The organism is gamma proteobacterium symbiont of Axiagastus rosmarus, from assembly GCF_059730925.1.
In genome coordinates, this window is the sequence record NZ_AP035925.1 from 1567131 (window position 1) to 1579499 (window position 12369).

Sequence of the window (12369 nt, forward strand, 5' to 3'; positions counted from 1 at the left end):
AAAATGCGCCAGTCAATCTCTTAATCCATGCTAGCACATCTGTCAGATATCTTTGTGCGGAAATGTTTTTTTGCGGCCTGCATCCAGGTGCGCATGAATGCGCACCCGACAAAAACGGTGAAATCTGCTGGCAGTATGGCACCTGCTGGATCTGCAGCGATTCAGGTAAGGACACGACAAATTGCACAATTTTGTAGCGGCGCGATTTATCGCGCAATAAATTGCGCCGCTACCGTATGTGCAATCATTTATGAAACGTGTTCAAAACGTAATGGACAGACCTTACACCCTTTACCGCGCAACGCACTCAGCGAAACAAATCGGCGCGGGTGAAGGGCTTTTCCAGCCCGGCGAGGTCAGCGGAAAAACGCTCGAGGAACTGCTGGGTGGTGGCGACGCGGCCGTGGCCCATCAGCAACAGCGGAATCAGAAATGCCACTGCCACCTGCACCACGCTAAACCCCTTCAGCGCGGTGCGGCGCTGGCTCAGCAGGAACGCGCTGCTCAGGGTAAAGCCCAGCATCAGTCCGGCCAGTACTTCACTTACCGAGTGCGCATGGATCACCAAGCGCGATAATCCCACCATCAGCGGAATCAGATAGCCGATACCGATAGTCAGAGCGCGCCAGAACGTGGGCCAGCGGCCGGAAATCAGCCACATCATCACCGGCCACAGCGTCGCTGACATCGCGCTATGGCCGCTGAAACCGGTAAAGTTATAACGCGCGCTGCCAATGCCGAAGCCGAGAAACATAATTTTCGAGATGCTGACCAGCAGGCCCGCCAGGCCAAACGCCAGCAGCCAGTACCAGACGGTGCGACGGTTGTCGCTTTTCCACGGCAGCACCAGTGCGATGATCACCGCAGTGGGGATCAGCAACATACTGTCGCCGAAATAGGTCAGGGTTCTCCAGCTCATACTTTTCCTTGCAACGACTATCGGGCTCCCGCCAGTCACACGGCGGGCAGAGAAACAGTGTATCGATTAAGCCGCTGGCTGCAAAACGGGATAGTCTGAAAAGGCGGCGCGCCGGTTTTCACTGGCATCAACCCGGTGAAATCCCTATAATTGCCGCCAACTAACCCTCTCAATCGGCCTGTTTTTGTGCAGACAGAAACCGGCTCCAGTTATCAGGTCTTAAAAAAGTATGACTGACAAGTCTCATCAGTGCGTGATCGTTGGCATTGCAGGTGCATCCGCATCCGGAAAAAGTCTTATTGCCAGCACGCTCTATCGTGAAATCCGTGACCAGGTCGGTGACGAGCATATCGGTGTGATCCCCGAAGATGCCTACTATAAAGATCAAAGCCACCTCACCATGGAAGAGAGGGTGAAAACCAACTACGACCATCCGAGCGCGATGGACCACGATTTGCTGCTGCAGCATCTGCGCGCGCTGAAGGCCGGCGAAGATATCGACCTGCCGGTTTACAGCTACGTTGAGCACACCCGCACCGACGAGTGTATTCACCTGAAGCCAAAGAAAGTGATTATTCTGGAAGGGATTCTGCTGCTGACCGATGCATGGCTGCGCCAGGAGCTTAACTTCTCGATCTTCGTCGATACCCCGCTGGATATCTGCCTGATGCGCCGTATGAAGCGCGACGTCAACGAGCGCGGGCGCTCGATGGACTCGGTGATGAGCCAGTACCAAAAGACCGTGCGTCCGATGTTCCTGCAGTTTATTGAGCCTTCCAAGCAGTATGCCGACATCATTGTGCCGCGCGGTGGCAAAAACCGCATCGCCATTGATATCCTCAAGGCCAAAATTAACCAGTATCTTTGACGACGCCCGTCCGGTTCAGCAGGACCGGAACGGGACACCGTGCGTCCGGATGGACGTGACGCGAACGGTTTGTCACAACCTGACCACCTTTCGCTACACTTAAATCATGGAGTTTCTGCGATGAGATTATGCGATCGCGATATTGAAAGCTGGCTGGACAGCGGCAAACTGGCCATCGATCCCCGTCCGCCGGTTGAGCGCATCAACGGTGCTACCGTGGATGTGCGCCTCGGTAACCAGTTCCGTACTTTTAGCGGCCACACCGCCCCATTTATAGATTTGAGTGGTCCAAAGCATGAAGTGAGCGCGGCGCTGGATCGCGTGATGAGCGATGAGATTGTGCTGCCGGAAGGCGAAGCGTTCTTTCTGCATCCGGGTGAACTGGCGCTGGCGGTGACGCTGGAGTCTGTCACCATCCCCGACGATCTGGTGGGCTGGCTGGATGGCCGTTCGTCACTGGCGCGCCTCGGGCTGATGGTGCACGTTACCGCGCACCGCATCGATCCGGGCTGGCAGGGCCGAATCGTGCTGGAGTTTTACAATTCCGGTAAGCTGCCGCTGGCGCTGCGTCCCGGCATGCTGATTGGCGCACTGAGCTTTGAACCGCTGTCCGGGCCGGCGGCGCGTCCTTACAATCGCCGCGAAGACGCCAAATATCGCGGGCAGCAGGGCGCTGACGCCAGCCGTATTGATAAAGACTAACGTTTCTCCTGGAGTGATTTCGCGCCAGCGGCCTGAAATCTGACGGTGATGAGGATGCAATGAGAAGACTGATAACCACGCTGGCCATCCTGTTAGTGGTGGTCGTAGCGGGCATGACGGCACTGGTATTGCTGGTCAATCCCAACGACTTTCGTACCTATATGGTACAGCAGGTAAAACAGCGCAGTGGTTATCAGCTTGAAGTGAGCGGCGACCTGCGCTGGCACGTCTGGCCGCAGCTCAGCATTCTGGCGGGCCGCATGAGCCTGACCGCGCCCGGCGCCAGCCAGCCGATGGTGACCGCCGATAATATGCGCCTGGACGTCAATCTGTGGCCGCTGCTGTCGCATCAGCTGAGCGTCAGTCAGGTGATGCTGAAAAACGCGATTATTCGCGCCACGCCAGACAGTGCGGTGCAGAAACCGCAGGGCGCGCCGATTGAGCCGGGCGACAGTGAACCGGCCATCGCCGCCAGCAACGGCTGGACCTTTAACATCAGTAAACTGCGCATCGCCGATAGCCTGCTCATCTGGCAGCAGCCGGGCGGTGACGAGTACAACTTCCGCGATCTCAACCTCAATCTGAATCAGGACGATAACCGGCAGGCCAGCGTTGAGCTGGCGACACGCGTGTCGCGCAATCAGCGTAATCTCAGCCTGAACCTGAAAGGGCAGATGGACGTAGCGCACTATCCGCACCGTATCAGCGGCCAGCTGGATGAGCTGGATTACACGCTGGACGGCGCGAACCTGCCGCCGCAGGGCATCAAGGGCACGCTGAGCGGGCAGGCGCAGTGGGATGGCGACCAGCAGCAGTTTGCGCTGAACAAGCTGCAGTTAACCGCGAACGACAGCGCCCTCGACGGCAGCGCTGAGGGCCGGCTGGCCCTGCCGCAGCAGCTCAACCTCGCGCTGCACGCGACCTCGCTCAATCTGGATAACCTGATGGCCAGCGCGCCCGCCAGCGATAACAGCACCACGCAGCAGGCTAACGTGATGCGCACGCCGGTGATCGCTGAGCCGCGCGCGCACAATAATGCCGACTCGCCGCTCAACAGCATGGATTTACAGCTGACGCTCGAAGCTGACAGCAGCGTGTGGCGCGGTCTGACGCTCAGCAATCTGCAAATTGACGCCCGCAATCAGCGCGGGCTGCTGACGCTCAACAAGCTGCAGGGCAAATTTGGTGACGGCCACTTTTCCATTCCCGGCTCGGTGGATATCCGTCAGCCGGTCACGCAGGTGGCGTTTCAGCCGGAGCTGAGCAGCATTGCCATTGCGCCGCTGCTTAAAGCGCTGGAACTGCCAGCTTCGCTGCAGGGCACGGTCTCGCTCAAGGGCGACATCAGCGGTGCCGGGCTGAGCGTGGCGGAGGCGAAACAGAACTGGCAGGGCAATGCAGAACTGGAAGCGACTAATCTGCAGCTGGCGCAGCTGAATTTACAGCAGATGGTGCGCCGCGCCGTGGCGCGCGTCAGCAATCGCGTCAGTAACGATCAGCCGGATGATCAGGGAATTGAACAGTTAAGCGGGCGCATCAGCCTGAAGCAGGGCAACATCACGCTGCCGGATCTGCAGGGCGGCAGCAGCCGGCTGGCGCTGCAAACCCACGGCAACGTGGATGTGGTGAAGCAGCAGCTGGATGTCACCATTAATATGATTCTGCGCGGCTGGCAGGGCGACGACCGGCTGGCGAAAGTACTCAACGGCCAGCCGATTCCGCTGCGCATGTACGGCAGCTGGGGCAATCTGCAGTATTCACTGCCAGTGGACGACGTGGTGCGCCAGCAGTTGCAGGGCGAAGCCAAAACGCGCCTCAATCAGTGGCTGGATAGCCAGAAGTCTGCACCGCGGCAATAAAACCCGATGCCGGTGCGCATGAATGCGCACCCTACAAAAAACCGATGCTTTCCGTGTAGGGTCGCCATTTATGGCGACCAGCTAAGCAACACGCGATAAATCACGCCCCGGCACCGGGTTAAATAGACGGTGCGGGCGCGACCGGCACAATCTCGACTTTTTGCACCCGATGGTTCTCCACCTGCAGGGTGCGCAGCAGATAATCCCCGACGCGCAACTCCTCACCTTCGGCCGGCACGTGCTGCAGGCTATCCATCAGCAATCCCGCCAGTGTATGGTAATTGCGCCTCTCGTCGAGCGGCAGCGCCACGTACAGCGCTAAATCTTCCAGCGGCATATGGCCGTTGGCGATCCAGCCGCCATGCTCTGCGGGCTGAATATCGTAACGGGCATCAATCTCTTCCCCTTCATTGGGCAGGTTGCCGGCGATGGTCTCCATCACGTCGCTCAGCGTTACCACGCCTTCCACCGAACCAAACTCATCCACCACAAAGGCAAAATGGGTGCGCGCATGGCGAAACTGCTCCAGCGCCTGCAGCAGGGTGACGCGCTCGGGAAACACCAGCGGCTGGCGAATCAGCGCACGCAAATCCAGCGATTTACTGTGCAGCGACTGATGCAGCAGATCGATCACATGCACCACGCCCAGCGGCTCGCGCCCCTGTTCGGTGATCAGCAGGCGCGTATGCTGGTTGCGGTCGAGTTTATCCATGATCGACTGCGGGTCTTCGCTCAGATCGATGTGCTCGACGTCATGGCGTGACGTCATGATGCTGTTGATTTGGCGCTGACCCAGACCCAGCACGCGCATTATCATGCGCCGCTCCTGACGATTAAACAGCGCTGCGCCCTGGTTATCGCTCAGTAGCGATGCCGTGTCGGCATCCAGATCGGCGCGCTGTGCTTCACCGCGCAGAATGCGCAGCACGGCTTCGGCGGTGCGCTGGCGCAGCGGTCGTCCGGCGGTAAGAAAACGGCGGCGATTAAACAGCGCCAGCTGGTTAAAGATCTCAATCACAATCGAGAAGCCAATGGCCGCGTACAGATAGCCTTTCGGGATGACGAAGCCGAAACCCTCTGCCACCAGACTAAAGCCGATCATCAGCAGAAAGCTCAGGCAGAGAATCACAATGGTCGGATGGCCGTTAACGAAGCGCGTCAGCGGCTTGCTGGCCAGCAGCATTAACAGGATGGCGATGGTCACGGCGATCATCATCACCGGCAGGTCGTTGACCATACCGACGGCGGTAATGACGGCATCAAGTGAAAAGATGGCGTCCAGCACCACGATTTGCGCCACCACCGGCCAGAATTTAGCACCGCTGTTATTTTGACCCGATTCCTCGTCGCTGCCCTCCAGCCGGGCGTTCAGTTCGGTGGTGGCTTTAAACAACAGGAAGATACCGCCGCCCAGCAGCAGCAGGTCGCGTGCGCTGAAGCTGTGCTGGAAGAGGGTGAACAGCGGTTGGGTCAGCGTAACCAGCCACGACAGCGACGCCAGCAGCACCAGCCGTGATACCAGCGCCAGCAGCAGGCCGAACACCCGCGCGCGGTCGCGCATCGTCGGCGGCAGCTTCTCCACCAGGATGGCAATGAAAACCAGGTTATCAATACCCAGCACCAGCTCAAGAACGATTAGCGTGACTAATCCTGCCCAGAGCGACGGATCGATGATCCACTCCCACATACTTTCATCACCATAATGTCTAAAAATGAGCTTAGTCTGATGATAGTTAATCGTCAGACAGGGTACAAATACGCCCCGGCCGCGCGGAAGTCGCGGGCTGGCGGCTTATTAGGATTAATCTTACCTTGTTCAGCCGGGCGATAAGTGAAAAGTATGGATAAACATCCTGTGTGGATGAAGACCACTATTTATTCTTATCCAGCGGCAAAAGCGTACATTTTTAATGCGACTAATCTGAAGACGGGTATCGAATTATTCTGAAATTTGGCGTGAAATTGCCTGGCGGGGCTGGCATCAATACTTATGGCTGGTAGTCTTTTTCCTAAAATAGTGCAGGGAAGACGGGGCCTACTTGTAAACAAGCCAGTAATAACTAGTATAGCAACGTGTTAGTAAATGTCTGCGCCAATGTTGTTAATAGCGCGCTGTTTAGCTTCTTAATGTTGTGAATTGTGATCGTGCACGGGTTAAGGCGGGTATTTCCCGGCGTGGCGACAAAGCGCGGAAAAAAAATAGGGTGTTGTAAGCGGTATTGGCAGCGACAGCCAAGGGCGGTAGCGTGCCTGACGTGGTTTTCACAGGTTAAGAATTGTCTGGCCTTGCGGCAAAAGGAAGTCAGACTAATCTGTTGGTATTTATCACAATTTTCTTGCTTAACTGGAAAGAGAATTGGCCTAAATGCCGGGGAGTTCGCCGCAGTTTGTCTCGCTGGTTTAGTTAGTGCATCGCTCATTAATTACTCAGGCTTAGGCGTTAGGGATTAAGGGAAATAAAATAAAAGAGTCAAATATGCGCGATAATGAATTTACATATAAAAGTCTTCTGACAAAAATTTTACTGGCGTGCTCGGATTTAATTTGTTTCAACGCGGCATTGTTTATTGCACTCGCGCTGATTAATTCGTTCGCCGATTCTCCACTGGCAGATATTTCTGAAAAAGACCTCAACTTAAAAATCGCCACCCATGTCTGTCTGTCCTTAATTTGTACAGGCTGGTTCTGGGTTCGCCTGCGTCATTATACCTATCGCAAACCCTTCTGGTTTGAGCTGAAAGAGATCTTTCGTACCATTCTCATTTTCTCTGTCATCGATTTGTCAATTTCAGCATTATCACAATGGCAGATGTCCCGTTTTGTCTGGGTATTAACGTGGATTTTAGCGCTGGTGCTGATTCCGCTGGCGCGCGCTATTTCCAAACGCGTGCTGAATCATTTCGGTATGTGGAAAAAGCAAACCATTATTATTGGCAGCAACCGTAACGCGCAGGAAGCCTGGCAGGCGCTGCAGAGCGAAGAAGTGATGGGCTTTGATGTGATCGCCTTCTTCGACGTCGATGGCAGCTGCCCGCAGGCTAGCATCTCCGGTGTACCGGTGCTGCATAACGAGCAGGAGCTGTGGCAACTGACCAACAGCGAAACCCAGTTTATCGTTGCGGTTGAGTTCGAGCAGAGTCAGCACCGCGACCGCTGGCTGAAAATGCTGGCGATGCATAACTGTCGCTCGGTCTCGGTTATCCCGACGTTGCGCGGCGTACCGCTGTACGGCACCGATATGGCTTACATCTTCAGCCATGAAGTGATGATTCTGCGTGTGAATAACAACCTGGCGAAACGCACCTCGCGTGTCCTGAAGCGGGCATTCGATATCGTCGGCGCGCTCAGCATCATCATCGCGCTGTCACCTGCGCTGCTGGTACTCGGCTTCATGGTTGGCCGTGATGGCGGACCACCGATTTACGGTCACGAACGTGTGGGTCTCAATGGCCGCAAGTTCAAGTGCCTGAAGTTCCGCTCGATGGTAATTAACTCGAAAGAGGTGCTGGAAGAGGTGCTGCGCACCGACCCGGTAGCCCGTGCCGAGTGGGACAAAGATTTCAAACTGAAAAACGATCCACGTATTACCAAAGTCGGTCATTTCATCCGTAAAACCAGCCTGGATGAGCTGCCGCAGCTGTGGAACGTCGTGCGCGGTGACATGAGCCTTGTTGGCCCGCGCCCGGTGATTGAAGATGAACTCTGCCGTTATGCCGGTGATGTTGATTATTACCTGATGGCAAAGCCAGGCATGACGGGATTGTGGCAGGTCAGCGGTCGTAACGACGTTGACTATGAGACGCGCGTCTATTTCGATTCGTGGTATGTCAAAAACTGGTCGCTGTGGAATGACATCGCGATTCTGTTTAAGACGGTCGGCGTGGTACTCAAACGCGACGGCGCTTATTGATAGACAGCAAGGGCAGGGGACGAAATAACGTTCCCGCCTGATAACTGCCGGTGCTGGGAGTGTCTGTAACTGATAACTGCCATTATCGAGCCCGAACAGAGCGGGTTATTAAGCCGCTTAACGATAACCCACTTTAATTGAAGTCGTCTGCAACCAGGATGACAACATAAACCAGGGAGCTAATGATAATGAACCTCAGTTTCAGTGTTTAATTCCTTGCCTTTATTTTTGTTAGACGCTTACACAGCGGCGTTTTCGCCTCTATCAATCATTAACTGATAGCGAAGAACCAGATGATAATGAAAACTAAATTGATACCGTTACTGGTATCCGCGACTTTCCTCTCCGGGTGCACCATCGAACCAGGTTCGCACCTTTCCACTAGCGGAAAAGATGTCATTGAGCAACAGGATAGCAATTTTGACATCGACAAATACGTTAACGTCTTCCCTCTGACGCCGCGTCTGGTTGAACAGATGCGTCCGAAGCCGCTGGTTGCTCAGGCTAACCCGCTGCTGCAGAACGAGATTCAGAGCTATCAATACCGCGTTGGCATCGGCGACGTACTGAACGTCACCGTATGGGATCACCCTGAGCTGACCACGCCGGCCGGTCAGTACCGTAGCGCCAGCGACACCGGTAACTGGGTGCAGGCAGACGGTACCATTTTCTATCCGTACATCGGTAAAGTGCGCGTTGCAGGCCGCACCGTGACGGAAATCCGCAGTGAAATCGCGCGTCGTCTGGCGCAGTTCATTGAAAGTCCGCAGGTGGATGTCAATGTGGCCGCGTTCCGTTCGCAGAAAGCCTACGTGACTGGTTCGGTCACCACCTCCGGCCAGCAGCCGATCACCAACGTGCCGCTGACCGTGCTGGATGCGGTGAACGCCGCGGGTGGCCTTGCCGCCGACGCCGACTGGCGCAACGTGGTGCTGACGCACAACGGCCGCGAGCAGCGCATTTCGCTGCAGGCGCTGATGCAAAACGGCGACCTGAGCCAGAACCATCTGCTCTATCCGGGCGACATCCTTTACGTACCGCGTAACGACGATCTGAAGATCTTCGTGATGGGCGAAGTGAAACAGCAGACCACGCTGAAGATGGACCGCAGCGGCATGACGCTGGCTGAAGCGCTGGGTAACGCACAGGGCATGGATCAAACCACCTCTGACGCCACCGGCGTATTCGTCATTCGTCCGATTCGCGGTGCTAACCGCACCAAGATCGCCAACATCTATCAGCTGAACACCAAAGATGCGGCGTCGATGGTGATGGGCACCGAATTCCAACTGGAGCCGTACGACATTGTCTACGTCACCGCAACACCAATCACCCGCTGGAACCGCGTGATTTCCGGACTGCTGCCGACCATCGTGGGTATCGACGATGCAAGCTCCGCAGCGCTGCGTTTCCGCAACTGGTCGGACTAAGGTTTTACCATGATTAAGTCAGTGTTAGTCGTCTGCGTCGGCAACATTTGCCGCTCCCCCACCGGGGAGCGTCTGTTTAAACGCGCACTTCCGCATACCCGTATCGCTTCTGCCGGTCTTGGCGCCCTGAAGGGCCACCCGGCGGATAAGACGGCCAGCGCCGTCGCCGCTGAACATGGCGTTTCGCTGGACGGTCATGAGGCTCAGCAGTTAACGGCCAGCATGTGCCGTGACTTTGACCTGATTCTGGTAATGGAGAAGCGCCACGTTGAGCAGGTGAACCGCATCGATCCGGCCGCGCGGGGGAAGACCATGCTGCTGGGCCACTGGCTTAACCAACAGGAAATTGCGGATCCGTACAAAAAAAGCCGTGAGGCCTTTGAAGAGGTTTACGGGTTACTGGAAAACGCTACCCAGAAATGGGTTAACGTACTAAGCCGATAGTTGGGAATATCCATGAATATCAAAAACAAGGTTATGACTGCGCCAAAAGAAGATTCGAATGGATGGGATCTGGCGCATCTTGTGGGACAGCTGATCGATCATCGCTGGATCATCGTGGCGGTCACCGCTTTCTTTATGCTGATGGCAACGCTCTACACACTGTTTGCTACGCCAATCTATAGCGCGGACGCTATGGTGCAGGTGGAGCAGAAAAACACCGCCTCGGTGCTGAACGAATTACAGGATGTGATTCCGACCACGCCAGCATCAGACACCGAGATTCAGATCATCGAATCCCGCATGGTGATTGGTAAAACCGTTAACGACCTCGGTCTGGACACGGTCATTCAGCAAAACTACTTCCCGGTGATCGGTAAAGGTCTGTCGCGCCTGATGGGCAACAAGCCGGCGCAGATTGCCATTTCACGCCTGGAAATTCCGCGCAGCATCGACAAACGTACCGTTGAGCTGGAAGTCACCGGTCCGCAGACCTATACCGTGAGCAAAGACGGCGACGAGCTGTTCAAAGGCCGCGTCGGCCAGCTGGAGCAGCACGGCGACGTCACCATGCTGGTTAGCGGCATTCAGGCTGACGAAGGCACCAGCTTCAGCGTTACCAAGCTGAGCGACCTGCAGGCGATTAAAACTGTGCTGGGCGCGCTGACCGTCGCCGATAAAGGCAAAACCACCGGCGTGCTGGGCCTGGAGTTCCAGGATGAAGATCAGGAGCAGGCGAGCCGCGTGCTGAACCAGATCGTCAACAACTATCTGCTGCAGAACGTTGAGCGTAAGTCTGAGCAGGCGGAAAAGAGCCTCGAATTCCTGCGCACCCAGCTGCCTAACGTGCGTGCCAAGCTGGACGATGCGGAAGACAAGCTGAACACCTTCCGTCGTCAGAACGAGTCGGTCGACATGTCACTGGAAGCCAAATCGGCGCTCGACTCGTCCGTTAGCGTCCAGAGCCAGCTGAACGAGCTGACCTTCCGTGAAGCCGAAGTTTCCCAGCTGTTCACCAAAGACCACCCGACCTACCGCGCGCTGCTGGAAAAACGCAAAACGCTGGAAGCGGAACAGGCGCAGCTGAACAAGAAAATTTCGGCCATGCCGCAGACCCAGCAGGAGATTCTGCGTCTGACGCGTGATGTGCAGGCCGGTCAGGAAATCTACATGCAGCTGCTGAACCGTCAGCAGGAGCTGGGCATTAGCAAGGCCAGCACCGTGGGTGATGTGCGCATCATCGACCGTGCCGAAACCAGCACCAGCCCGGTGGCACCGAAGAAACTGCTGATTATTGTCGCAGGCCTGATTGTTGGTCTGATGCTGTCGGTTGGTCTGGTGCTGCTGAAAGCACTGTTCCACCACGGTATCGACAATCCGGAGCAGCTGGAAGAGCTGGGCATGAACGTCTATGCCAGCGTACCGCTCTCCGAGTGGCAGCGTAAGAAAGACACCGAAGCGCTGGCGCGACGCGGCAGCAAAGAGAAGTCGGATCCGCACAACACGCTGCTGGCGCTGGGTAACCCGACAGACCTCTCCATCGAAGCGATTCGTAGCCTGCGCACCAGCCTGCACTTCGCCATGATGGAAGCGAAAAACAATATCCTGATGATCACCGGTGCCAGCCCGGGTATTGGTAAAACCTTTATCTGTGCCAACCTGGCGACGCTGGTATCCAAAGCAGGTCAGCGCGTGCTGTTCATCGATGGTGATATGCGTCGCGGCTATACCCACGAGCTGCTGGGTGCGGACAATAAGACCGGCCTGTCTAACGTATTGTCAGGCAAGAGCGAGTTCTCGCCGGCGATGATTCAGAAGGGCGTGTACGGTTTTGACTTCCTGCCGCGCGGTCAGGTGCCGCCGAACCCGTCTGAGCTGCTGATGCATCGTCGCATGCAGGAGCTGCTGGACTGGGCGAGCAAGAACTATGACCTGGTGCTGATCGATACGCCGCCGATTCTGGCTGTGACCGACGCTTCCATCATCGGTAAGCTGGCCGGTACCTCGCTGATGGTGGCGCGTTTCGAAACCAACACCACCAAAGAGCTGGATGTCAGCTACAAGCGCTTCGCCCAGAACGGTATCGAGATTAAAGGCGTCATCCTCAACGCCGTGGTCCGTAAAGCGTCGAATGCTTATGGTTATGGCTACGACTATTACAACTACGAATACGGCAAAGAGAGCAAAAGCTAAGCAACATCGGGGGCGGATTTTCCGCCCCTTTTTATGACTAAAATGCG

The 12369-nt window shown here is 56.0% G+C and carries 9 protein-coding genes; 7 read left to right on the top strand and 2 right to left on the bottom strand.

All coding sequences use genetic code 11. The features are described from left to right. Nucleotides 1-307 precede the first annotated feature (307 nt). The gene (locus AC6I8F_RS07185) at nucleotides 308-919 is read right to left on the bottom strand and encodes a phosphatase PAP2 family protein (RefSeq protein WP_021509320.1); all 612 of its coding nucleotides are present in this window, start codon (nucleotides 917-919) and stop codon (nucleotides 308-310) included. A gap of 229 nt (nucleotides 920-1148) precedes the next feature. Here AC6I8F_RS07185 and udk point away from each other — a divergent pair, with 229 nt between their 5' ends. The 3 genes from udk (at nucleotide 1149) to asmA (ending at nucleotide 4348) form a co-directional block, all read left to right on the top strand. Next, nucleotides 1149-1787: a uridine kinase gene (udk, locus tag AC6I8F_RS07190; protein ID WP_498028676.1), complete on the top strand. Its 639-nt coding sequence runs from the start codon at nucleotides 1149-1151 to the stop codon at nucleotides 1785-1787. A gap of 120 nt (nucleotides 1788-1907) precedes the next feature. Next, complete coding sequence (gene dcd / locus AC6I8F_RS07195) at nucleotides 1908-2489, top strand: dCTP deaminase (RefSeq protein ID WP_021509321.1); 582 nt, start codon at nucleotides 1908-1910, stop codon at nucleotides 2487-2489. A 59-nt stretch (nucleotides 2490-2548) separates the two neighbouring features. After that, nucleotides 2549-4348 (top strand): outer membrane assembly protein AsmA, encoded by a 1800-nt coding sequence (asmA, locus tag AC6I8F_RS07200; RefSeq protein WP_498028677.1) that lies wholly within the window; start codon nucleotides 2549-2551, stop codon nucleotides 4346-4348. Between the two features lie 118 nt (nucleotides 4349-4466). On the opposite strand, the gene AC6I8F_RS07205 is transcribed toward asmA, so the two are convergent. Beyond that, complete coding sequence (locus AC6I8F_RS07205) at nucleotides 4467-6035, bottom strand: TerC family protein (RefSeq protein ID WP_498028678.1); 1569 nt, start codon at nucleotides 6033-6035, stop codon at nucleotides 4467-4469. Between the two features lie 789 nt (nucleotides 6036-6824). Here AC6I8F_RS07205 and wbaP point away from each other — a divergent pair. From wbaP to wzc, 4 genes are all read left to right on the top strand, one after another. Further along, entirely contained in the window at nucleotides 6825-8258 is a 1434-nt protein-coding gene (gene wbaP, locus AC6I8F_RS07210) for an undecaprenyl-phosphate galactose phosphotransferase WbaP (RefSeq protein WP_058757291.1), read from the top strand. Between the two features lie 299 nt (nucleotides 8259-8557). Continuing rightward, a complete protein-coding gene (locus tag AC6I8F_RS07215; RefSeq protein ID WP_031280061.1) occupies nucleotides 8558-9688 on the top strand; it encodes a polysaccharide export protein in 1131 nt (376 codons plus the stop codon). A 9-nt stretch (nucleotides 9689-9697) separates the two neighbouring features. Further along, nucleotides 9698-10132 carry an arsenate reductase/protein-tyrosine-phosphatase family protein gene (locus tag AC6I8F_RS07220; RefSeq protein ID WP_021509326.1) on the top strand — a complete coding sequence of 145 codons (435 nt, stop codon included), beginning with the start codon at nucleotides 9698-9700 and terminating at the stop codon, nucleotides 10130-10132. A gap of 12 nt (nucleotides 10133-10144) precedes the next feature. After that, on the top strand, nucleotides 10145-12322 hold the full coding sequence (gene wzc / locus AC6I8F_RS07225; protein WP_021509327.1) for a tyrosine-protein kinase Wzc: 2178 nt from the start codon (nucleotides 10145-10147) through the stop codon (nucleotides 12320-12322). Nucleotides 12323-12369: the final 47 nt, after the last annotated feature.

Coding starts and splice junctions, on each gene's coding strand:
- AC6I8F_RS07185 (WP_021509320.1), bottom strand. CDS start 919: ATGAGCTGGAGAACCCTGACCTATTTCGGCGACAGTATGTTGCTGATC.
- udk (WP_498028676.1), top strand. CDS start 1,149: ATGACTGACAAGTCTCATCAGTGCGTGATCGTTGGCATTGCAGGTGCA.
- dcd (WP_021509321.1), top strand. CDS start 1,908: ATGAGATTATGCGATCGCGATATTGAAAGCTGGCTGGACAGCGGCAAA.
- asmA (WP_498028677.1), top strand. CDS start 2,549: ATGAGAAGACTGATAACCACGCTGGCCATCCTGTTAGTGGTGGTCGTA.
- AC6I8F_RS07205 (WP_498028678.1), bottom strand. CDS start 6,035: ATGTGGGAGTGGATCATCGATCCGTCGCTCTGGGCAGGATTAGTCACG.
- wbaP (WP_058757291.1), top strand. CDS start 6,825: ATGCGCGATAATGAATTTACATATAAAAGTCTTCTGACAAAAATTTTA.
- AC6I8F_RS07215 (WP_031280061.1), top strand. CDS start 8,558: ATGAAAACTAAATTGATACCGTTACTGGTATCCGCGACTTTCCTCTCC.
- AC6I8F_RS07220 (WP_021509326.1), top strand. CDS start 9,698: ATGATTAAGTCAGTGTTAGTCGTCTGCGTCGGCAACATTTGCCGCTCC.
- wzc (WP_021509327.1), top strand. CDS start 10,145: ATGAATATCAAAAACAAGGTTATGACTGCGCCAAAAGAAGATTCGAAT.